Raw genomic sequence first — 24,653 nt, forward strand, 5'->3', positions numbered from 1 at the left:
ATTCCTTCATCAAAAATTCACTTAAAAGCAGAAAAACCTTTTTAAAATTAGAACTCCTTCAATAAATATTTAGTTGATGAATAATAAATTTCATCGTTTGTTTAATCTTGGACTATTTGTCCATTTATAATCATAGGAAGTAACCAATCTCTTAATTGAACAAGCATTTGATTTTGCTGAACATTTTTTACTATAGTATCTTTTAGTGGTATTACACTGAATTTTTTTACGAGTTCACTAGAATAAGCAACTTTATATGAAAGTAATACATCATTGCTTACAACAGGCATTTTACTACCCGTTGAAACATTTAATGCAAAATCAAAAAACATTTTCCGTGTAATAGTAGCTAAAATAAAATTATAAAATTTCTCATCTTTTACTTTATAAGAATGTATCGTGCCAGCAACTACACCATCACAAGGAGCAATACCAGCCTTATGAAGATACGGTCGAATACTACCAAATAAAATGTCCCCACAGTTCATTTTATATAGATTTGTAGTAAAATTTGAACTTTTATTTAATTGATTAAGCGAAATTGAATCCGAAGGCATAACACTCAAATCAACAGCTGGTAACTCTTTTAAATAGTCAAAAGCTATTGTATTTTTGATTAACAAATCTTTTAAAGGGGCAACTTGCCAACCTTCAGGGATTTCACGTTTTAGTTCATTATTCCAAATCATTTTCCCACCTGATGAACGATACGGTTTCCCAGTTTCATTTGGAAAATCAAATTGTGTAAACCAATAATCATATATCATCTTTATTTGTTTCTCTAGATTATCATTTATTTTATTATTAATGGTAATTTTGTTATCTATTTTCTCTAAAATATTAACAACCTTTTTCTGTTCCTCCACTTCTTTTATAAATGGAACCTTCATAGAGTGAAGTACATTTCTATCAACACCTGGAACAGTACTTTTATCTTTACCATCAATTTTTAGTACATGTTTTAATAAGTAGTATATATATCGTACATAATTCCCTTTAAAATCCTTAACAAATAAAGCTGTATTCAAAGGCCAACACTTACCATTATAATAATATATTTCTCCTATAGTACCATAACGACCTGTAATGATATTCTCCCCATCACATTTATATTCATTATGATTTCCCGTAAAACCAGAAGAACTAATAATAGGATATTCTCCATCTACTCTTTTAGAAGAGGGCAAATCAAAACCCCTTTGAAAGGTTAATATTTTACCTAAATCTGTTATATAAATCATAATTATTTCCTTTCATCGGATATATTTCTTTAAAGATCCCACCATACAAATTAATTATATTTCAACAGTTTGAGCTGCTCAATTATTTCATTCTGTAGTTCATTTCCTTCACTAAATAAAGATTGTATATTATTCGAGTAATTTTCCATTTGAGTATTAAATTCTTCTTGATTTAATTCGGTGTACTCTATTTTTACATTAAAATACTGACCGGCTGATAAAGAATAATTTTTTTCTTTGATTTCATCATAAGAAACTTGGACTGAAAAATTATCGATTACTTCTGTATTTCTAAAACTTGATACAATTTGTTCAATTTCAGTGGTACGTAAGCGACGTTTTTTATTATTACCATCTTGATATTCTTCCCCCATTTTAGAAGCATCTATTAAGGTAACCTTTTCAGTTTGATTTGATTTGTCAAAGAAAAGTACAGAAACATTTGTTCCAGTCGTTGCAAAAACATTTGCAGGCATATTAATACATCCATAAACTATTTTTTCATCAACTATATATTTTAGAATTTTTCTTTCAACACCACTTTTCGAAGTTACAAATCCAGTAGGAACAACTATTGCACCACGTCCAGTACCTTCTTTCAAAGAATTTATAACATGCTGTATGAAAGAAGTGTAAATAGCCATACTTTCTTTCTTTTTAGTTGGTATATTAGGAATACCAGCCCAGAAGCGTGCTGGCATTGCAGTCAATTTCTCGTGAATGTCAGAAAAATCCATTTTAAATGGAGGATTTGATACTACAAAATCAAATTGACGCAGTGATTTTCCATCATCTGATTTGTGATAAGGCGAAACTAACGTATCTCCTTGAATTGCATGATCTAGAGAAGAAACAAGACCATTTAAAATTAAATTCAGTTTCAACATTTTGTTGCTTCGTTGAGAAATATCTTGTGCAAAAATAGTACAACGATCTTCTTTGACTTGGTGAGCAAGAGCCATTAATAACGTCCCAGTTCCAGCTGATGGATCGTAACACTCAATATTGTGTAAATCAGCATTGTCTCCAACAAGTAATCTTGCCATAATTGTGGCAATAGCGTGTGGAGTATAGTATTCTGCATACTTTCCACCACCTGCAGTATTGTAATCTTTAATTAGATATTCAAAAATAGCTGCAAAGAAATCGTAATTTTGTGCAAATGCATCTTCAAATGAGAAATTAACCAATTTATCAACTAAAGCACGAGCGAAAGATGCTCGTTCTGCTGTATCAGTAACAAAAGTAGTAATTGACTCAAATAAAGGAATCTTAGTCTTTTGTGCTGTTTGTGTAGCAAAAATAGCAATATTTTTATCTGCAATATCAATCATCGTACTATCAAAAATCAAGTCAAAATCGCCTTTTTGCTGTTGATTCCACAAAAAGGAGATCAAGTGTTCAGGATTAAGACGAGGAACATCTGGAGAAAGTGCATCCAAAATATCCAGACGATTATCCTCGGGCATATTTGCATATTCTATTTCCCATTTCTCAGCTTTAGCAAGAATAGGACTAATTTTTTTCACTTCATAGCCAAACTTGTCATTGATGTATTTATATAAGAAAACTTGCGTAATGATTTTATATTCATTACCATCGTTCCCCATCCCATAAGTTTGGCAAGTAGATTTTAGTTCATCAATAAGTGATATTGTGTGGTCTTTAATATTCATATGACTCTCCTAAGTTAATCTATGCAGTCGGATAAATTCCACTGTATTGATCTAAATATTGTTTTGTGACGCGAACTTGGATGAATAAGCGGTCTTCTCTTGAATTATCAAAGTTGAGCTTATTCATACCTTTTATAATTTCCTTCATAACTGTTTGTTCAAAATATGCGTCTTTTTTCAGAATATCATTTCTGTCATAAACTTGCTGGTCAATATCACTTTTAATATAAAGTAATGCATTCATGACTGATTCATCATACTCTGAAACAATTGGCTTTTTATGTTCAATATTACGTTTTGCGTTTTCTTCACGAATTCTTTTATGAACACGAACAAATTTTACATCACCTTTGTATTTCTTTAAAAGTACATTGTTTCGTTTTTTCAAGTCTTCCATTTTTTTTAGAATTTCATCTATTGCTTTTGAGTGTTCTTTGAATTCACTAATACTATCTATCACAAAACCATATTCTTTAAATCTTAAAATAAAGGCTTCACGTAACGTAATAAATTCTGGGTCGTCAGGATCTATATTTTCTGTAAATTCATGAATGGCGCGGTTCCATTTTTCTTGTAACTCCATGCCACCTGAAATAATTTGCATTTCTTCTTCATCAATTTTACTGAAATTAAATGTAATATCTTTCATAGTTTCGTTAATAAGCATCTTTGTTGAATCATCTTGATTAAATGCTTCTTTTTGATTGATATTGTTAATATGATTTTGAACTTCAGAAATCATTGTTGGTAGCTTAAATATTTCAAGATGAGAAAATGCTTTTTTTAAATCATCATCTCCAAAAGTACGGACAATATTACAACAATCACGGGCAGAAACTAATACCTTCTTCAATTGCAGGAGTTCTTTTTTATCCTCAATGGTTGATATCTCAGAGCTGAATTCTTCAAGATTATCTGTCGTGTAATTAAACAATGTTTGACGTGCCTCTTGCATCTGAGCGATTAATGCTGCTTTATCTTCGATGACTTGCTGGAAGGTATCTGTAGCATTTCCTTCGCCTGTTTCGTCAATATCATTAAAGCGATTCAGTTCTTTAAAATATGCTTCATTCGTTTCCTCGAAATTTTTTTTTATATCTGCAAAGTCAATAACGTATCCATAGCGATTGTCTTTATAAGGACGATTAATACGTGTTAGAGCTTGAAGTAAATTATGATCTTTTAGTTTTCTACCAAAGTAAAGACGTTTTAAACGAGGTGCATCAAATCCAGTTAATAGCATATTAAAAACTATCAAAATATCAACTGTCATATTCTTTTTGAAGTCCTTAACAATTTGTTTTCGCGTTTCTTTATCTTCGCTATCGTGAAGAATTAACCCAACTTTTAAATTAATCTTTTCTGATGACTGGGAATTAATTTCATATTGAACATCGTTAAAAAAGGCATAAAGATTTCGGGCTTGTTCACTCGATTCACATATTACCATACCTCCAAGAGTTTCATCTCCATGTATTAATCTAAATCTCTTTAGGTCTTTAATTATAAAGCGAAGCAGCTCTTTAACATAACTCTCATGTTCGATAATCTGGTTTTTCGTGATACTTTTCTTCTCAACAAGCTTTTCTAATTTTTCATGAATTGCTGAAAGATTTTCGCGGTAGGACGTTTCAATATCTTCGCGAATGATTTTAAGTGTATAGCCATCCTGAATAGACTTGTCATAGTAATACGTATGAATGTAATCCCCAAATACTTTCCAAGAAGCGCGTTCTTGTTTAAGAAGAGGAGTACCAGTTAAAGCGATTTTAATGGAGTATTTATCTGATTCAAATAGATTAGCTAAAAAACTGCCTGTTGGATTATATCCACGATGAGCTTCATCAATAATAAATATTCGTTGAAGGTTAGTAGCATAAGGTGGAATGTCAATTTTTTCCTTATCCTCTGCAAAGCGTTGGATATTTACAACTGTAATTTCACTTTTACCACTATTGCCCTCAAGTGCCTGATGGGTTTTAAATTGATTCATTAATTCAGCACGAGAATTAGCAGTTTTTACTTCTAGACCACGAGCTTCAAATTCTTGAGATGCTTGTTCTAGTAAATCTAACCTATCAACGATGAAATAGAATTTCGCAACTTTATTTTGTGCAGCAAAATAATTTGCCAATACTTTATTTAAATAATAAGAAAGTGCTGTTTTACCACTCCCTTGAGTATGCCAAATGACACCAGACTTAATGCCTTCATCCAATTTATTACATATTGCCATTGATGCGAACATTTGTTGATAACGCATAATATGCTTCTGATCTATACTCTCAATTACACCATCGACTTCACGTTCCATCTTCACATATACAATTCCGTATTTAAGGATATATAGTAAGCGTTCAGGACTACACATCGAAGTAATGATACGATTTGTGGGCGTATTGAAATTTAAATTAGTTTGATATTCTGGTGAAGTACGAATGACCTGACAATTATAATCAAATAATATCCTTTTCTCCATATCAGAATTGAAAGCATTATAACCATAATTTTGTATAAAAGGTGCTATCTCTTGATTTGCCGGATTTTCTTCTCTAAAACAATTGAAAGGAGCAAAATCACGAGCTGCTGTGCAATAAAAAGCGCCTTGAATAGGCACAATACCTCCAACAGAGTCATACTCCATATTATTGGAAAATATCATTAACTGTGTAATATTGATGAATCTACGAAATTTTTTATTTGGGAAACGCCGAAGATTCATACGATTACTTTCAGCTACCATTCCACCTTGATTATTTGGTTTTTTCACTTCAATTAACACAAGTGGAAGCCCATTTACAAAAAGTGTGATATCAGGACGAAACTCATCTTGATCACGTTTACATGTGAATTCTGCTGTAAAATGAAAAACATTATTTTTTGGATTATCAAAATCGATTAACCTTATAGGCGAAATAGTAGTTAGACGATTATAAAAGCTGCGTCCTAAATCATCATTATCCAATTCTTGCCGGATTTCACGTAAGGCTTGTTCTACATCTCCGCTACTTTCTGGGTTTAATTTTTCAAATTGTCTTTTAAATACTTCCAAGAGGATATTAGTATCCGGATCATAGATTTGGCCAGCGGTTTCTTCTGATATTTTACCAAAGTATTCATAACCTAATCTTGTGAGATGTACCATGGCTGGAATTTGTACACGAGTTGCTTCGTTAAATAAATTTCGCTGAATCATTGTATCCTCCAATATTATTATTTACTCTTTTAATAGGTGTGCCTACTCGTTTTTCTGATATATTCTATTTATACCATTGTAGGTCTATTATAACTTTGAATTTACATATAATACCATTCATTGAAAATGACAACTTAAGTAAGTAAAAAGGTAGTGGAATCAATCAGCCACTACCTCTAAATTTCTCTATATCAAAGGATATCATAATATCGAATTTAACCTATCAAATTTGTTCAAGAATTTATTTTTCTCTCAAGCACTTCTAAAAAAGCATTTAATTTATCCATATTTTGTGTCTCCCATAAAATTGTTAAAACATCTACAATAATAGTAAAACTATTATGCGTTTCTTTACTAAGTTCTATCAACCAATCATGAGATTCTTTCCCCTGGATTCTGCCTAGAATAATTCTTAATTCACTTTCTTCAATACCTATCGCATTTGATAGATAATTTAAATTGGATCTAGTTAGTGCTTGAAACTCTTCCTCTAGACTTTTTTCACCAGGTAGAAATTCATAATTCCAATTTAATGATTCTATTGGAATTTTATCGCTACCTCTCATATCACCGTCATAAATTCCTAGAATCATATAATTCATTCTCTGTAATTTCGGTATACTCAAAATTTTTGTTATATCCGAAAACCCATTTACTAATTCTAACTCAAATTCTATTAGAATTTTTTTCGCATATCGTCTACAAAAACTCACAAAAAATTCCTTTGCAAGTATATCTTCGAATACAATTATACCTTTCTTCCCTAGAATCAACCCTAACTTAGATAAAGTATCTTCTTTTGTTTGTGGTTTATACACATCAAAAGAATTTAAATAATTATTCATAATTAACATATTTTCTGTACTTATATTTTGAAGTATAAATGGCGAATGTGTTACCAACATAACAGAGAATTTATGTTCATTCATCTTCTCAACTATAAAGTTCATTAAGTTCACTTGAGAGGTTACACTAATAAACACTTCTGGTTCTTCAATCAAAAGTATTCCATATGTATTTATTCTTTTAAAAGTCCAATATACATAAAATAAAAAATGTTCCCCCATCCCCATTGCTAAACTATCATAATTCAATCCATTACATTCAACCTGAAAATACGGGATTACATAATCATCTTCTATTTCAATTTCCCTTAGAACTACTGAATCATAAGTTTTTCCAATTAAATAATTTAAAGCAGTAATATCATTATCATCAAATACATTGTCATCAGACTGATCTATAAAATCATTAAAATTAGGTTGATTTATTAAATCATTAATTTTTACTAACTTATGAAAATCAATGTATTCTAATAGAATATCCCCTTGAACGACGTTAACTAATCTTTGTCCATCAGAATTTTTGATTTCGATTAGTTTATTTCCATCTTTTAAAGTTCCTTTAATTTCAATATCATGGAGTTTATTTTTTTCACTGCTACTAACCTCAATACCTAAAACGTCTTTTATAGCGGTAAATACAGTTGATTTACCTACGCCGTTTAAACCACAAATTGCAAAAATTCCTTTTTGAAATCTTAAGGGGTCTTGTATACCTAAAACACCATTTAATTCAATACTATCTAAATGATACCTATAACTATTTTTTTCAACTTTACGCCAAATATCAGGGACTCTAGCTAATCTAAACATTTTATAGTTCCCCCCAATTTAGTTCATACGTAATTGATTCTAAAAATTGTCCAACATTATATTTATCTAGGTCATTTATATATTCTTTTAATGGGGTTCTCATACTCGACTCTTCAAAATATTTGCATAAATATATTTCTAAAATTAAATCCCTGTATATTATTGATGTTGCATCTGTACTTCCCATACTAGCCCTTTGATTAAAAATTAAAAGTAACTGATTTAAATAATTATTTTCATTTAATAACCCTGCTACTTTCTCATATCCAAAAGGAATATCTTTTATTTTTCCTTTTATCACTTCTCTTGCATACTCAAATGAATATATCAATTCTGCCATTTGATATTTATTTAAATGATCTTTATTTTTATAAGAAAAAATCAGCCAACTAAAGAGAGTAGCTTTATTAATATTTAATTTCGTAATAATAAATTTTTGATGCCCCATTTGAGAACTTTTTATAAAGAAATCTAAAGTTTCCTTAGCAGAAATGATTATTTCTTCACTAAAAGGTTCATTATTTCTATATTTTTCTGAGATATTATTAGAAGTAATTTTCTTTTTAATACTCCCTTTTTCTAACATGTAGCAAAATTTAGATATTATATCATCGTATGCCATTCTAGAGTTTGAAAAACCAATAGTACTTTTATCAGCGCCAATACTTTCAAAGTATTCAACTAAATTTTTTATTTGATTTCTTGTATCTCCTATATATGAATTTCTTTGTTCTGCAGAAGTTAGCGTAGCCGGCTGATTTAACCTAAAAAACAATTCTGCCGGTTCTTCAGGAGAAAAATCAGTTAGTCTAATTACAGTTAAACTATATTTCATAAATTTTCTTTGCATTTGTGGTTCTAAATCACTAAATTTCAATCCATCTAAGTTAACAATCTTTTCATCTTCCGGTTTAATAGTTCCATCAATTGTAAAATTGTCTGAAACGAAATCTCTAATCGCTGCCAATCTCTGCTGTCCATCTAATACTTCATCTATGTAATCTTCTGTTTCAATAAGATGAATGGGTGGTATTCTCCATCCTCTTAAAATTGAATCAATTAATTTCTTCTTTTTTGCTACACTCCATACCTCACCACGTTGAAAATTTGGACTCAAGTTTAAATCTTGTTTACGTATTCTCCCGTGAATTGTTTCTATTTCTAATTCAGTTACGACACATTTCATAATTATACCTCCAATTATTTGCTAAGCCATTTAACCGCTATTATTTAATAGCAATTTCGAAATATTATCTAACGTACTTTCTAATACACCTTATTTCATTCAGCCGTTTAATTTAAATATCTACAGCAGTTTTTTGTACATCACGTGGATAACCTTAATTCTTGTTTATATCCTGCATTTTCCTTTAATAACATATCACTTACAAAAATCAGATATATTTACACAATATGTATTTATATTATACTTAGTATTATAGATAAAAAGTAGCGTATATCAAATATTATTTGAAATGTGAGGGTTAAATATGAATATTAATCAATTTGAAAGATTATTACTGTTAGATGAAGGAGATACATTAGATTTCAAATCTAATTTTTATCCTTCAAATGATTTCAAAAACTTGCTAAAAGATGTTATCTCATTTGCTAATAGTCATTCCAAAGGCTCAAAATATATAATTTGTGGTGTTAAAGAAGAAAATGGTACTAAAAACTTAATCGGCCTCGAATCATACGTAGATCAATCCAATATTGAACAATTGGTTTTCGAAAATATTGAACCATTATTAAATATTAAATTGCACTCAGTTTACTATCAGGAGAAGAAATTTCATGTACTAGAGATTATCCCAAGCAATAGGCCATATATTTTAAGAAAGAAATATAAAAATGATTTTGAAAAGGGTTTTATGAAAATTCGTAGAGGCGCTACAAATGATTTTATTACTCGAGCCGATTTAGATAAAATGTATAACGCTGGATTAGTAGAACTAAAAATTTTGGATGGAGAACTTTATGCTACTAACCCTTCCACTGGATGTGCTCAAATTAGGTGTAAACTAAGTAATTATTCAAATAAACCACTTACAATTACATGGGGATGTTTAGACATTTTTGAAGATGAACAACTACTTACTTCGCATCGTCTATTTGGAACAGAAGGAAATATTGTAGGTGCCGATTATCAATTAAAGATTCCAGCTAATGATGAAATAATAACTTACTTCGAATTCGGATTCACATCTTCTCAGTGCTTTCCTTTAGGTGTCGATGAAGATGGTATAACAGAAAAGAAACTTATATATAAACTTACCTTTTCCGATGCTAATGATAAAGAATACAACGCATCATATAAAAATGGATTTTTACTTGTACAAGGTGATTATCTTTGGAAGGTAAAGCTTAAAAAGTAAAAAACAGCCCTATGAACTGGGCTGTTAATTTATTTCTTATGATAAATCTTTTAGTGTTCTACCTTTTCTATCCTTCCACTCCGTCATCCCATTCGCACTTCTCCCCATTACAATTGCAGCTGCTAATGATGGACTAGAAAATAACAAATCTGCCATTACCTCATACTCTCCATCTATTACTTGAACTTTCAATGAATTTATTAAATCTTCCCGTTTTGCAGTTAATCGATCAGAAAAAGAGTCTACAGTGCTATTGGCAATTTTTGAACCTTTTAGAACTACAAACCCTTCTTGTGTTTGAATTCCTTTCGCTTTTGCACCCCGAGCTGCATTTATATACCAAACCTCACTATTAATTGAATCCAAGTTATCTTTAATCTCTTCAAATAACTTATGACCTAAGGTATTTACCATCATTACAAGGTTACTAATAAATTCATCCATTTCTGCACGATCTGCTTCTGATATAGAAGGCATCGGTGGGATGTTGCAGTTCAATAGGTCATAACGGTTTGCAGCTTTAGCTTTTTCATATAATTTGTTTTCAATATACTTTATATGAGCTTTATTTAAGTTCTCATCCTTACTAATAAACACAATAACTTCATTCCAAAAATCCTTTTCACGCAAATGACTTTGTAACCGAGTATATACTTCCTCTGCTTCCCCAATATATACAGCTTCTTTATCATCTTCATTTCTGCCGAATAACATATAGACACCCGTAGAATTTAAATTAGGACGATCACCGCATTTTTTCACTTCAGTTCTAGGAATTCTATATGCTAATCCTGTCCAGTTAGACAATTCACATGTTAGTCTACCGCTTGGATCTCCATCGATTAGAAACATCTTAATTGTTTTTCCGAAAGTCATTTTCTTTCTCCTTTTACATTACTCATCTAGTCTCTTATGTATCTTCCGCCAATGCCGCTTAGTCTGCTTTTTTATATTAGATTTACAAGGCAACTTACCCATCATGTTATGTGCGTTTTTTGCATATGTGTAAAAATTTCCATAGCCCATATATTTATGACCTAAGTGCGTATATAAATCATAAAGTTTTCTTTTAGGTCCAGGACGTTTTGTAGCATAAGCTACTCGATTACTTGTCTTCACCTTTTTATATGCACGAGAATAGTATTTAAATAAACTTTTTTCTCGTAATTTAATTACATTTTTATATACAACAAACCCTAAATAATCTAGTGCGCTAATCTCCATGTTTTCATTAAAAATTATTTGATCTTTATACAAGCGTAATTCCGTCTTCTTATTCTGAATAATTAGGCCATCTGCTTTATAACGATCAATCCGGTTCATTAATTCATTCTTTAATTCCTCTAATAACTCTACAGTAGCGTTAGCTGTTGGAATGACAATAATAAGATCATCACAATATCTTCTATATAAAGCATCTCGATGTTTATTTTTTGTCCATTCTAGTACCTCTTTATCAAAATCAATTAAATGTACATTTGAACAAACTGCACTCATTCCAGATCCTTGAGGTATACCATACGATTTCTCATTCACTTTAATTTTTCCTTGTTTAAATTGCCTAAATTCAGCCGGTTCCATAATTTGAGGTAATCGAGATTGGATTTTTTTCAATTTCTTTTTACCGTACTTATCAAGTAAAAATTCTTCAATATCCTCTTTCTCTACATATGAATAACGAGTGATATTTTTATAAATTTTGTACCAATCTTTCGGCAATTCTTCTATATTTAATACTCGCTTAATTTTTTGCTTGAGTGATTTATGGTCGATATTATCAAAAAAGCTGGTAAAGTCTAAAGCTATAACTATTGCTTGTTCTTGCTGCAAAAGAAAATCAAATACCTCATAAGCGAAATCAATATTATTTTTACCATGCTTATTATTTCGATAAGCAACGGCTATTTCATCAATGCCATTTTCAGATGCAAAATCGTTATACGCATTGTTCAATAAGTCTCCGTAATATTTGTAAATGTGACTATCTTTGTGAGCAGCATAATAAATTTCACGTACTTTATTCGCTTTTTCTTTAACTTTTTTCCCATCTGGTGTTTTAACCGTTACGTATTTTTTAAATTCGATTAGAAAATGAATAGACGGCAAAAAAGCATATGAAGCAATCCAAGTCGGATCTTGGATTTTAGCTTGCATATGCTCATTATTTGTAATATCTACACGTTTATCAAAATGTAGGTATTTCTTTTTCTTATATTTTGACCAATTAATTTCAGAAGAGCTAGAGAGGTCATGTAATCCTCGTGGTCCATTACTTCCATTCATAACAGATCAACCTCCTAGCATAATTTTTTCGGGGTTCATCCAGATGGATAAAGTGCCCTTTGACCACTAGTCCCTTTATAGGACTTCTTAAACATTTGGTATAATTACCATAAGGAGGCAATTCTAACCGTGATTAGTTTATTCAATGTGGAAGGTCAAGCATTAGTAGCATTGATCCTCGACATCTGGTGGTTTAGCCAGTTTATGAACGATCAGAAACTTGCTAAACATCGAAACTAATTGCTCTCACAACCAATTTTGGAGACAAGTTAATTGTAATTAAAACCTCAGGTAAATGCAAATATAAGGAATTTAAATGGGTATATTATTACATTCACTTCAGATTAAAGCTATAGCTTAAATGGAAAAACTATTATTTTAATTTTTGGTAATGCTCCTTCATATAACCTAATTGATTTTCATTTAGCTTTACTCGCAACCCATCATGAATATTCAAAAACATCCGAGCTGTTTCATCTAATGTTTTAGATATCACAATCTTTCCTTGTAAATCAAATGAAATTAAATGTTTATCAAACAATGCATCATGGTTTGGACAAAGTAATAATCCATTATTCACATCAAGACGTTCCTCATTTGTAGAAGTGCTCCATGGTTTAATATGGCTACCTATCAAAACTCGTGGATCGGTTACACCACACAGTGCACATTTACATTCACGATCTATAAGTAATTTTTTAAATTTCCCTTGACCAATACGGCCTTTAATTAGGCGTTCTTTTTCAGTTTGCAGGATTGGTAGATTTTCAAATTGCTGAATTTCATTAAATTCTTCTTCTAGTTCTTGCTTATCATTCCTTGCAGATGGTAATTTTGTAAACTTTGCTTTACTATCCTTTAAGCGCAGTGGGAAAATCCATACAAGACGCTTCCTTCCATCTTGATCCTTTTGCTGCCCCTGATAAGGCTCGCCCGCTAGCTCTACCTGTCCTCGATATGTATATTCTCTTGGCTTCATCACCTCAAAAAAATGAACTTCCACCCCATTAATGTCTGACTCAGCTAATGTTAAATTTTGCCCGCTCATTTTCTGATCACCAGTCTGCCCCATACCCGTGTAGTGATAAATATCCCCCACAACCTTATCATCATAAAGCTTTGTCTTATCCGAAATAAGCGTTAACGTATTCGTACGATTTGATTTACGCATTCCCCCCTGTGGCGCACATAAAAACACTTCACAAAGTTGCTGATTATTTACAACTTCATTGATTACTAACTGACGTGTCATTGTCATAGAATTACCTCCCTAAATATTATTCATCCTTATTATTAAATTCATTGTACTATATGATGGCAAACATTGACTTTCCATTTTAGATGAAGGGGCTTGCTAATTGTGTAGTTAATAATCTCGCACATGAAACTTTGATTGCACCCTATATTAAAAAACAAGTCTATTTCAAGTATAATTAGTCAAACAGGAAATTAAATTCCATTAACTTACGTTCATTATGTGTGTAAGTAAATCATTTATTGTTATCAAAATTTCATTAATTTCTATAATAATTATTCTATTAAAAGGATGGTGATTACATTGAACTATGGCTGGAAAGGATCAATCCGAGATTTTCTACAACTTCCATTGAACGACTTCATTCAAACATTAACGTCTTATGTATATAGTTCGCTCACTTCACAACAATGGCACGATGAACAAGAAAAAATTCAATCACAGCAAAGAGCATGGAAAGACTGCTTCGAAAAGCTGCAAGGAATTTTCAAAAACTACAACGATCTTGATGGCTGGTTTATTTTTGAGTACTCAATATTGCGTGGTAGCGGTCGTCGTCCAGATGTACTTTTATTACTTCCTGGCCACGTTCTTGTTATTGAGTGTAAAAGCTATAACACAGTTAATGCTGCGGAATTTTTACAAACTTCTCTTTATGTACGTGATATCGAGCACTATCATTCAACTGTTTTACAACATGCATTGAAAGTGACCGGCGTTTTATGGCTAACAAATGGAGATAATCCGGCACTTTTCGCCCGACAAGAATATCAAATCTATGAAGCTTCCATACATAGCTTCCCGAAACTCATTAATGGACTACTAAAGCACGGCAATGGAAATACCATAACAGCTGAAGAATTTTTAGCTGGAACGTACGAACCGTCTCCGTCTATGTTAGAAGCTGCGCGTGCTATTTTAAACAATGAAGATTTGCCGCGCATCAAAGCTGTTGATAGCAGTAATTTTGATGATGTCTATAACACCATTCAATCTGTTATTGAAGAAGCGCGGCAAACAAATTCACACCATCTCATATTAGTTTCAGGTGAGCCTGGCGCAGGTAAAACCTTTTTAGGACTAAAAATCGCACACGCTACTCAAAATTCAGTTTATTTATCAGGAAATGGCCCATTAGTCGAGGTCTTACAAGACACCCTCAACAATAAAACGTTTGTTCAATCGCTATACGGGTATAAGCGTGATTATTTACAGCATGGTAAAACACCTCAAGAACAAATTATTATTTTCGATGAAGCTCAACGTGCCTGGGATGCACAAAAAATGAATAGCCATTTAAGCGAGCCAGATGTCATTATTCAAATTGCGAAAGCGAACAAACCTTGGAGTGTTGTGATTGGGTTAATTGGTGATGGTCAAGAAATCCATTTAGGAGAAGAAAGTGGATTAAGTTTGTGGAATACGGCGATTCAAAATCAAGGAATTACCGTTCATGCTAAACATGAAAACCGTTTATTCAGTAATGCTGAACGTTATGAACAACATGAACATCTTCATTTAAACTGTTCATTACGTTCACATGCCGCGCTCCAATATTATTCATTCGTAAACACTATGCTTGATGGCGATATTCAGTCTGCCATTAACTATAAACAACCTTTGGTACAGCAGCGTTATCCTGTTTTAATTACGGATAATTTAGAAAAAGCGAAAACTAATATACAAGGTCTTTATAATGGTGATCAGAAAACTTTCGGGGTCATTTGTTCATCCGGTGCTGATAAATTGAAAGCTATACCGGTTGTTCCTTTTGGTGAACGAAATATTTTACCTAAACCAGCAACAGCTTATTTTAACTATTCAACGAGTCCGTACTACTGCAAAAACTTACGTTACGCAGCTACTGAGTTCCAAACACAGGGGTTAGAGCTAGATTGTGCTATCGTACATTGGGATGAAGACCTTTGCTGGAATGGTTCAAACTGGGATTGCTTCTACACAAAAAAAGATGCAAAAAATCCAGAACAAATGAAATTGAATGCATACCGTGTTTTATTAACGCGCGGCCGGGATGCAACGATTATTTATGTCCCTCCAAAGCAAAAATTAGCTAAAACTTGGACATTGCTAACCGAAACATTACAATTTCCGATTCTATAATTGGAGGATCGTGCACGGTTTATTCTCTTGAAACAATTACAAAGGGATACTAGCTTCAGTAAGGCTGTGGAATAAAATATGAATTACACCAACAATAGCTAAAACGTAAACTGCTTAGCCTTGTTAGAAATAACGACTAAGCAGTTAACTTTAACTTTTTTGAATTAGAATTTTTTAACTAATTTAAGAAAAATGCTTCCAAATCAGATTCATTTTCCAAAATCTTACTTCCATCGACTCCTACTTCTCTTGCTAATTTTATTGAAGCCGCAGCCAAAGTAGCTTTATTAGCATTTACATCAAAAGCAGCATCTATTAGTGTGTTGAACCCAGCATAAGTCATATCAATTTTACTAATAATTTCATGATATGCACCTTCAACTTTATCTAATAGTTCTGACATATACTTATCCATATATTTTTTTAATTCTGCTTCTTTTTGGCCTAATTTTCCTTTTGCAATACCCCACACAAAATTTGTAGTGACTGTACCTATAATTGCACCGAGTACTGGTACAGGGATAAGAGTTTGTCCAATAGCACCGCCAACAGCAGCTATACCAGCTTCCAAACAAAGTATTTGTCCTTGTGTTACTACTTCATCTAAATCGATTTGTCCTTTTTGGTGATCTACTAAAAGTGAGGTCACACCCATCGCAGCGCTAGTTACAGCTCCTGCTAATGGTGCTGATAATGACGTTAAATTAGTCAAAGCATAAATAGAGCCTGCTGTAATACCCGCCTTTGCTCCAGATTTACCTGATTCAAGTCCTATGTCTTTCCAATCACTGGCTGTAAAATCAGCAAGTTTTGTACCTGATTTTATCTTTGAATAAATGGAAGTACATGCACTAACTGTTGTAGCAATAGCCGCAGCTGTTCCTGCAACTTTAACACCCTCTTTTAATGACGGACCCGCATTCGCTTGGACAGCTTCTTTTTTTCGATCTGATTCATTATCGATTTCGTCCATTTTCCTCTGGTTTTCATCCACTATCTGTTCTTGATTATTCTGAATTGTTTCATGAGCTTTCCCTATTTGTACTTCATCATAATTTGAAATAGATTGCTTTACTACGCTATTAAAAGTACGTCCTGTTTGTCGTTCAATTTCATCTACCTTTTCTAAAATTGATCTAATCGATTTTTCACTTAAACCTGTTGGATTCTGACCATTACGTAAAGCTTGTATAATATCGAATTGGTCTTTAGGTATTACGTAATCCATTGTGACATCATGATACTTATTAAAGTGGTCTAATACACTTGATAATGAGTTGTTAGTTCCATTTATAAATTTCGACTGAGCTTTCATGCCGTTTAATATAAAATCTTCTGGCGCTGTTCTTCCTACACCATCAAATGTTGCAACATCGACTTGACCACTTAAAGCCGCTTTCGCATTCCGAATATGCACTTCAAAGTTTTCTGCTATCTCACCATGCTTTGTTTTTTGAGAACCTAAAATATTTTCTGGTGAATTTAAAAATTCACGCATTTTTGCCATGTGCTGTAATGCCTTTTCGAAATTTTGGTTTTGGATATTTTTATCGTTTAAAGTGTCACTAACTATCGAATCTAATCGTTTAGCTATCGATTGATGTTTCCATACATTAAATCCGTCAACACCAGCTGCAATGAATTGATCTTTCCAAACTGTCATATTATTTTCCAATTTCCTTCATAAATAATTGGGATAATGCAGAGGTATTATTAATAATTGCTATTAATTCATGGCGTTGATCAGGCGTATATTGGCTGAATGTCGTAATACCTCGAGCAGAATAAATAAATTCATTAATCGCAGTAAATAATCCGTTCGTTAATTTTTTTGTTGTAGAAGTTAATTCAACAATTTCGTATTGAACTGCATCAATTTTTTTACGCTCTTTTAAAATGTCTAGACGCTCTTTATCTGCCTTAATTGCGGCATCTTTATTTTTTTTACTTGCAAATACGCCACCTGCAACTAAACTAGCTGCACCAATGCCCCATCCTATCGGCCCAGCTAATGCTAAAAGTGCATTACCTGCTGCCATTCCACCGCCACCTGCTGCTAATGCTCCCCCACCAAGCCAAGCTAATGCTGCGTTTGTTGCTGCTACACCCGATAAGCCTGAAATTGCTGCTCCCGTAGAAGCTGTTCCAAAAGTTGTTGCAATTGCTATAGCTGCTGTTGGTGCAAATGCAGCTGTAGCCACTCCAGCCGCTACACCTGCCGCTGTTCCTCCACCTGCAATTTTAATCATTAATTTCTCATCATAGGTAATTTCACTTAATGCTTTAAAACTGGCTGTGTTATATCGAATCGTTTCAAATTCCTTTGCAAATTCTTTTGGTGTATTAGCAATTGAATTAATATACTTCTCAACATTATCAACTACGCCTAATGCTGAAGTACGTGAATTGTGTAAATTCAAGGCAGATTGTTGTATGTTTTTTTGCGCTTTCTCATAATTTGCTACTTCTTTTTTTAATTTTTCAATAGCATCTTTTTTTAATGAACTGTTTAACATCCAATCACCTCGATTTATATTTAAACTACATTTTACCATCTTTATAGGTAAAATATAATAAAATAAACAAGACAAATGTACCACTTCATTATTTTCGAATTAAATAACTTAAACTATCTTCAATCCGGTGATAGTCAACAAAAAATACTTCCACATTCACTCTATCGTCACTGACACATAAATTTTTTTATTATATCGAATAATTTTACCTACGTCTTTAACTACGTCTGAATCCTATTAGATGAATTTCAATGACATAATAAAAAAGCCAAAACCCTTTTGTATCAAGGATTTTGACTTTCATAGATTTCTGTTGAAATCGTAAGTATGGAGACGGTGGGAGTCGAACCCACGTCCAGAAGCTCCAATACGCCGGCTTCTACGCGTGTAGTTTGTCTACTTGCAATTCGCGAGTTCTTATGCCGACAAACAGGCGTCCGAATCGCTAACCTGGAAATCTCTTACCGTTGACTCAGGTGGTGCCAACGATCGTATCCCACTTAAGTTGAACCCAGCGTAGTCTACATGGGCGATAGACAGGCTGAGTGCTACGCGCTATTAAGCTGCGAAAGCGAAGTTTTGTTGTTTGCCAGTTATTATATAACTTCCGTTGTTGACGAAGACGAGACCTCCGACGCGCGACCAGAGCTTGAACCACCCCTGTCGAATCCGTAACGTCCCCGAGTAGTAGTAAACCCGAGTTAAGTTCGGAAAAGAGCTTTATTAACTCTTTAAAACGTGTACCGTATGAGTAGATACACACTGGCTAGTACAGTAAATTATATGACAAAACGGCTAAGCTTGCAAGTAATTCTGCTTCTCTCGTACACTGCCAATATTTTCTTAGCCTTGTTTATATAATTGGTTGCGGTAGTCTACAGGTGTGACACCGTGAAATCGCTTGAACAGCTGCGTAAATTCAAAGTAACCGTTCAACCCGATCATTTTTGATATTTCCTTGAAGTCCATTTGCGTATCTTCCAGTAATCCTTCTGCTTTGTGTAAGCGAACTTTCGTAATATATTCATTGACCGGCATCCCGACTTGTTGCTCGAAAATATTATTATAGTCCGGATACTCATCAGCAATTATATCCTCAACCAATGCCAAACAATCGGCATGTACACTATACTTTTCAACTAAAATGACAATCTTATCGACCAATTCTGCGTTGCGTAATCCATTCACCTCTGGAAGTCCCCCTACGTATGCTAATGCCATTGACCAAAACACCTCAAATTTTATAGTTTCAACCTTACTTTTACGCCACCTTAGATTTGTACCCACATTTTTCAGATTGAAAACCAACTTTTTGGCCGAAAAAAAGAGATGTGTAAAAAATAACTCAATTTGTTTCACACATCTCTTTTTGGTCAATCTATAAATGCTGTTTAAATACGTGGGTTTCCGCTTACTGCTGGCGTTCCTTGAAAGCACGTTCCATATCACGCTTCGCTTCTTTTTTCTTCATATCATGACGTTTATCGTAATCTTTCTTACCTTTTGCAAGACCGATTAGTAACTTCGCATAGCCGTCTTTAATATACATTTTCAGCGGAACAATTGTGTAGCCGTCACGCTTCACGGCACCGACTAATTCACTGATTTGTTTTTTATGTAAGAGCAGCTTGCGTTCGCGTAATGGGTCATGGTTGTAGCGGTTCCCTTGGTCGAATGGCGAAATATGCATATTTTTTACCCATGCTTCCCCACCCGTCACACTAATATACGCTTCCTTCAGCTGGACACGGGCACCACGTACGGATTTGATCTCCGTTCCTGTCAGTACCATCCCTGCTTCAATTGTTTCTTCTATGAAGTAATCATGGCTCGCTTTTTTGTTTTGAGCTAAAACTTTACCTGCGCCTTTTGCCATTCGTTTTACACCTCTATTTTAAAGGTAGATAGCTATGGTGCCGAAAATGCACCATAGCTTCACACCTTACTATTTCTTTTTACTTTTTTTCTTTTTCCCTTTTGCGATGCCTTCGTAAAACTTCGGCTTATCGCCTGATTTACCTTCTTTACGGCGACCGCGTGGATCACGGTCAGATGAGCCTGAACGTTTTGCTTTTTCAGGACGTGCCTTACTGCCACCGCGCGATTTGCGGTCACGTTTTTCGCCTGTACGCTCATCACCTTTTTTGCGGCCTTCTCTGCGACCTGCATGGATGACTTTCGATGTTTGGCGACGAGACGGACGTGGGCTGCTCACCATATCGACGATTTCAAAGTCGACAGAAGATTCCTCGATTACGACATTCGCCACACGGATCTTCACTTCATCCCCGATACGGAACTGGCGGCCTGTACGCTCACCGATCATCATCATATGACGGTCTTCAAAACGGTAGTAATCGTCCGTCATATTCGAAATATGCACAAGACCTTCCACCGTATTTTCAAGCTCTACGAAAATACCGAAGTTCGTAATCGAAGAAACAATCCCTTCGAACTCTTCCCCAATTTTATCGGACATAAACTGCGCTTTTTTCAGTGCATCCGTATCACGTTCTGCTTCAACGGCACGACGCTCACGACCAGATGTATGGTCCGCAATTTCATCCATTACCGCGCTCCATTGCACAACCGTTTCCTTCGATGTATCGCCATTAATCAAATACGTACGGATTAAACGATGGACGATTAAATCCGGGTAACGACGAATCGGTGATGTGAAATGCGTATAGAACTCTGTCGATAAACCGAAGTGGCCTAATGACTCGGCATAATATTTTGCCTGCTGCATCGAACGCAGCAGCATCGTTGAAATTACCGGCTCTTCCGGCAAGCCTTCAATTGAACGAATGACTTCCTGTAATGCTTTCGGGTGTACCGAGTTCCCCGTACCTTTTATCATAATACCAAAATTTGTCACAAACTCAAAGAAACGTTGCAGTTTTTCCGGCTTCGGATCTTCGTGAATACGGTATAAGAACGGAAGCTCCATCCAGTGGAAATGCTCGGCAATCGTTTCGTTCGCTGCAAGCATGAACTCCTCGATCAGACGCTCTGCAACAGTACGTTCGCGTAACACGATATCAGTCGGCCAGCCGTCTTCATTCACAAGTACTTTTGATTCTTTGAAATCAAAGTCAATCGCACCGCGCGACATACGTTTATTGCGCAGAATTTGCGCTAAATCGGCCATGTCTCTGAACATCGGCACTAAACTTTCATAGCGCTCCATTAATTCCGGGTTTTCATCCGGATTTTCTAAAATGTTATAAACGTCCGAATACGTCATACGCTCCGTCGTTTTAATGACACTTTGGAAAATTTCATGCTTCACCACTTGGCCGGCTTGGTCGATTGTCATTTCGCATGACAATGTTAAACGGTCAACTTGTGGGTTCAATGAACAGATACCGTTCGATAAACGGTGCGGAATCATCGGAATTACACGGTCTGTTAAGTAAACAGATGTCGCGCGTTCATATGCTTCCTGATCGAGTACAGAGCCTTGTGTCACATAATAACTAACATCGGCAATGTGTACACCAAGCTTGTATGTGCCATTGTCATTTTTCACAACCGTTACGGCATCATCCAAGTCTTTCGCGTCCGCACCATCGATTGTGACGATCACTTCATTACGTAGGTCACGGCGTCCGACTAAATCCTGTTCGTTAATCTCATCCGGTACATCGACTGCTGCTTGCACAACTTCTTGTGGGAACTCTGGCGGAATATCATATTTATAAAGAATCGATAAAATGTCCACACCCGGATCATTTTTATGACCTAAAATTTTTGTGATCATCCCTGTCGCAGATTTCGTCGCATCTGGCCAGTGCGTTACTTCTACAACGACTTTATGTCCGTCGACCGCACCCATTGCGTCCTCTTTTGCGATAAAGATATCCATATTTAACTTCTTATCATCTGTAACAACAAAACCAAAACCGCGATTTGCCTGGTATGTACCTACAAATGATGTTTTGCTGCGTTCAACGATTTTGACGATCGTTCCTTCACGGCGGTCACCTGATTGTTCCTTTAATACACGTACGAGCACGGTATCTTCATTCAGTGCACCATTCACTTCATGTGCGGGGATGAAAATATCGTCCATGCCTTGTTCTTCCGGTGCGACGAAACCGAATCCTTTCGCGTTCCCGATAAAACGGCCGCGCAGTAAATTCATGCGTTCCGGTAAACCGTAGCGATTTGAACGGGAGCGAACGATTTGTCCTTGCGCTTCCATTTTCACGAGTGTTTTCACTAACTCACGGAACTCATCCGCTTCTTCTAATTCAAGTACATCTTCAATTTCCGATACAGTCATCGGTTTATAGCCATCGTCCTTCATCATATCAAGAACGCGCTGTTGTAATTCATTTTGTTGTGTCATGTATTATTTCCCTCCTTTGAACAGAAAATAAAGTTTCTTACGATGTTGTGCTTTTGGAATGAACTTTGCGTTTAGCACCCGTGGATTTCCGTTTCGGCGGCAATTTATTGCGGTCACCGCAGAAGCAGCCTTCCAATCAGTAGAAAGTCGACGCCTACACTCCAATCCACTAGAAAAATTCCAAACCACAAACATTCGTAAAAAACAAAAATTTATTCACACCATTAGACTATCCAATCTAACGAATTTAAAAACGTGAGAACTTCTTCATGAAGCTGGTCTTTTTCTTTGTCGAGTGTGATGACATGGCCCGAATGCTCATACCAGCTGATTTTTTTGTCGATCGATTCGACGGTGTCATAAATAATGTTGGCTGAATCGGGGTTGATAACTTTGTCGTTGCGCGACTGGATCACCAAAATCGGCGCATACAATAAGTCGATTGTCTCTCGTACATCGTAAATCAATTGCTGCAGTTCAGGCAGTGATGCCATTCCTTGCTGCTTAATCGCTTCAATCTCTAATTCAATTTCCTGTTCACTTTTACCTTGTTGTTTTTTATATTGTTTTGCATATTCAAGTACGCCTTCAAACATAATGTCTGTCGTACGCATCGTCATCGGCGAGCACATCGTCACAACGCCTTTCACCGGATGACTAGTCGCAAGCTTGAGTGAAAATACGCCACCGAGCGATAACCCCGCAACGGCGATTTCTTCATAGCCTGCCTCTTTTAATTGTGTATACCCGTTTTTAACATCTTGCCACCATTCTTCGGGATTTGAGACAATCAGTTCTTCTGGCGGAACACCATGTCCTTTATAATGTGGGGCAAGCGATGTGTAGCCATGCTTTTCCAAAAAGCGTCCAAGCATCCGCACATCGGCCGAACTACCAGTAAATCCATGTAATAATAAAACCGCTCTCGGTCCTGCCTGAAAGAAGAACGGTGAAGACAAAGCTGATTTCATACACGTGGCTCCCGTCTTGTTGAATAATATGAAGAATACGATTCGAACACACCTTCGAACCGTGGAAAACTTTCCATTTCTTTCTTCTATTATACTGTGTTTAAGCCCACACTAAAAGAAAAAGCCCAACCTAGCATTAAATGCTTGGTTAGGCGTTTAATTTCAATCGAATGGAATTTCGTTATAGCGAGCGGTACCATGCAGAAAACAACAAAAAAGAGCTATTCTTTTCACATTTAAGGTTACCGTCTTTAAAAAGCGGAAAAGCCACTAAGGTAAATCATATCACCCCTTAGCAGCTTTTCAAAATTTAATTATATAAGTTATTGGACAAGTCTCATCTTTCTATAATAAATGATGATGACCGTGAAGATTCCGCCTACTACAAGAGCCCCACAGAGTAAAATATAATACATTAGGTTTGTCGCACCGTCAGGCAAACCAGGACCTCCCGACATTGGGCTTCCTAAGCTGGATATCTGCCCTATAATTTCTTCCTGAACCGGCTCACTTTCATCCCCTTCTGCTGTAAAAGTGATGGCAAATGAAGATTGAAGTGCTTGAAATTCATTTCCGAGATGTTCCGGAAAACGAATTGTCAGATCCAGATTTTCCTCGTTGCCAGTTGACAGTTTTCTTATTGGCAATGATTTAAAGTTAGCTAATTTGTCTTGAAACAGTTCTTCGTCACCAGCTTTGATCTCCAACAGCAGCTCGTTAAACAGCTTTTCATCCCCACTATTTTCTAACTGCATTAGATAGTCGAAATCTTTAGTCCCGACATTCTTTACTGTAATGGTTCTTGGCGCCCAGTCACCCGGCTTCATATTACTAACTTCAAATAATGTATCTGTCGGTGTGAGACTGATGTCTATTTCCTTTTCTTCCGTATCCCCCTCACCCTCCGCAGACACAGAAGTTACGGGAGACAACGATACCCAACTAAACAGTAAAAGTAGTGGTAAAATTTGAAACAGTTTTTTCATATAATGCCTCCATATCCTTGC

The 24,653-nt window shown here is 34.9% G+C and carries 17 protein-coding genes and 1 other RNA gene; 2 read left to right on the forward strand and 16 right to left on the reverse strand.

The window, feature by feature from the left end:
* Positions 1-101: 101 nt before the first annotated feature.
* The 5 genes from MKY27_RS14275 to MKY27_RS14295 all read right to left on the reverse strand — a co-directional run bounded on the left by MKY27_RS14275 (position 102) and on the right by MKY27_RS14295 (position 8,954).
* Positions 102-1,241, reverse strand: a complete 1,140-nt coding sequence (locus MKY27_RS14275) for a restriction endonuclease subunit S (protein WP_339195947.1) — start codon at positions 1,239-1,241, stop codon at positions 102-104.
* 50 nt (positions 1,242-1,291) lie between these two features.
* Positions 1,292-2,917: a class I SAM-dependent DNA methyltransferase gene (locus MKY27_RS14280; RefSeq protein WP_339195948.1), complete on the reverse strand. Its 1,626-nt coding sequence runs from the start codon at positions 2,915-2,917 to the stop codon at positions 1,292-1,294.
* A gap of 19 nt (positions 2,918-2,936) precedes the next feature.
* Positions 2,937-6,113, reverse strand: a complete 3,177-nt coding sequence (locus MKY27_RS14285; protein ID WP_339195949.1) for an HsdR family type I site-specific deoxyribonuclease — start codon at positions 6,111-6,113, stop codon at positions 2,937-2,939.
* A gap of 233 nt (positions 6,114-6,346) precedes the next feature.
* Positions 6,347-7,768, reverse strand: coding sequence for an AAA family ATPase (locus MKY27_RS14290; protein ID WP_339195951.1), 1,422 nt, complete (start codon positions 7,766-7,768; stop codon positions 6,347-6,349).
* A gap of 1 nt (position 7,769) precedes the next feature.
* Positions 7,770-8,954, reverse strand: a complete 1,185-nt coding sequence (locus tag MKY27_RS14295; protein ID WP_339195953.1) for a DUF262 domain-containing protein — start codon at positions 8,952-8,954, stop codon at positions 7,770-7,772.
* Between the two features lie 304 nt (positions 8,955-9,258).
* On the opposite strand from MKY27_RS14295, the gene MKY27_RS14300 reads away from it, so the two are divergent.
* Positions 9,259-10,146, forward strand: coding sequence for an ATP-binding protein (locus MKY27_RS14300; RefSeq protein WP_339195955.1), 888 nt, complete (start codon positions 9,259-9,261; stop codon positions 10,144-10,146).
* 36 nt (positions 10,147-10,182) lie between these two features.
* Here the strand turns inward: MKY27_RS14300 and MKY27_RS14305 are convergent, their stop codons facing one another.
* The 3 genes from MKY27_RS14305 to MKY27_RS14315 form a co-directional block, all read right to left on the reverse strand.
* Positions 10,183-11,022 (reverse strand): GIY-YIG nuclease family protein, encoded by an 840-nt coding sequence (locus MKY27_RS14305; protein WP_339195957.1) that lies wholly within the window; start codon positions 11,020-11,022, stop codon positions 10,183-10,185.
* Positions 11,023-11,040: 18 nt separating this feature from the next.
* Complete coding sequence (locus MKY27_RS14310) at positions 11,041-12,429, reverse strand: reverse transcriptase domain-containing protein (protein WP_339195959.1); 1,389 nt, start codon at positions 12,427-12,429, stop codon at positions 11,041-11,043.
* 373 nt (positions 12,430-12,802) lie between these two features.
* On the reverse strand, positions 12,803-13,687 hold the full coding sequence (locus tag MKY27_RS14315; RefSeq protein WP_339195960.1) for an HNH endonuclease: 885 nt from the start codon (positions 13,685-13,687) through the stop codon (positions 12,803-12,805).
* A gap of 300 nt (positions 13,688-13,987) precedes the next feature.
* Here MKY27_RS14315 and MKY27_RS14320 point away from each other — a divergent pair, with 300 nt between their 5' ends.
* Positions 13,988-15,805, forward strand: a complete 1,818-nt coding sequence (locus tag MKY27_RS14320) for a DNA/RNA helicase domain-containing protein (protein WP_339195962.1) — start codon at positions 13,988-13,990, stop codon at positions 15,803-15,805.
* Between the two features lie 178 nt (positions 15,806-15,983).
* On the opposite strand, the gene MKY27_RS14325 is transcribed toward MKY27_RS14320, so the two are convergent.
* From MKY27_RS14325 to MKY27_RS14360, 8 genes are all read right to left on the reverse strand, one after another.
* Positions 15,984-17,480: a hypothetical protein gene (locus tag MKY27_RS14325; RefSeq protein WP_339195963.1), complete on the reverse strand. Its 1,497-nt coding sequence runs from the start codon at positions 17,478-17,480 to the stop codon at positions 15,984-15,986.
* Entirely contained in the window at positions 17,470-18,396 is a 927-nt protein-coding gene (locus tag MKY27_RS14330) for a hypothetical protein (protein WP_339195965.1), read from the reverse strand. Before MKY27_RS14330 ends, MKY27_RS14325 begins: the two co-directional genes overlap by 11 nt.
* A gap of 250 nt (positions 18,397-18,646) precedes the next feature.
* Positions 18,647-19,003: a transfer-messenger RNA gene (gene ssrA / locus MKY27_RS14335) on the reverse strand.
* A 161-nt stretch (positions 19,004-19,164) separates the two neighbouring features.
* Positions 19,165-19,542: an AraC family transcriptional regulator gene (locus tag MKY27_RS14340; RefSeq protein ID WP_339195966.1), complete on the reverse strand. Its 378-nt coding sequence runs from the start codon at positions 19,540-19,542 to the stop codon at positions 19,165-19,167.
* 190 nt (positions 19,543-19,732) lie between these two features.
* Complete coding sequence (smpB, locus tag MKY27_RS14345; RefSeq protein WP_339195968.1) at positions 19,733-20,197, reverse strand: SsrA-binding protein SmpB; 465 nt, start codon at positions 20,195-20,197, stop codon at positions 19,733-19,735.
* 69 nt (positions 20,198-20,266) lie between these two features.
* Positions 20,267-22,675: a ribonuclease R gene (gene rnr / locus MKY27_RS14350; RefSeq protein ID WP_339195969.1), complete on the reverse strand. Its 2,409-nt coding sequence runs from the start codon at positions 22,673-22,675 to the stop codon at positions 20,267-20,269.
* Between the two features lie 224 nt (positions 22,676-22,899).
* Positions 22,900-23,646 carry a carboxylesterase gene (locus MKY27_RS14355; RefSeq protein WP_339195971.1) on the reverse strand — a complete coding sequence of 249 codons (747 nt, stop codon included), beginning with the start codon at positions 23,644-23,646 and terminating at the stop codon, positions 22,900-22,902.
* A gap of 323 nt (positions 23,647-23,969) precedes the next feature.
* Positions 23,970-24,632 (reverse strand): hypothetical protein, encoded by a 663-nt coding sequence (locus tag MKY27_RS14360; protein WP_339195973.1) that lies wholly within the window; start codon positions 24,630-24,632, stop codon positions 23,970-23,972.
* Between the last annotated feature and the right edge of the window lie 21 nt (positions 24,633-24,653).

The organism is Solibacillus sp. FSL R5-0449, from assembly GCF_037975215.1.
GTDB lineage: Bacteria > Bacillota > Bacilli > Bacillales_A > Planococcaceae > Solibacillus.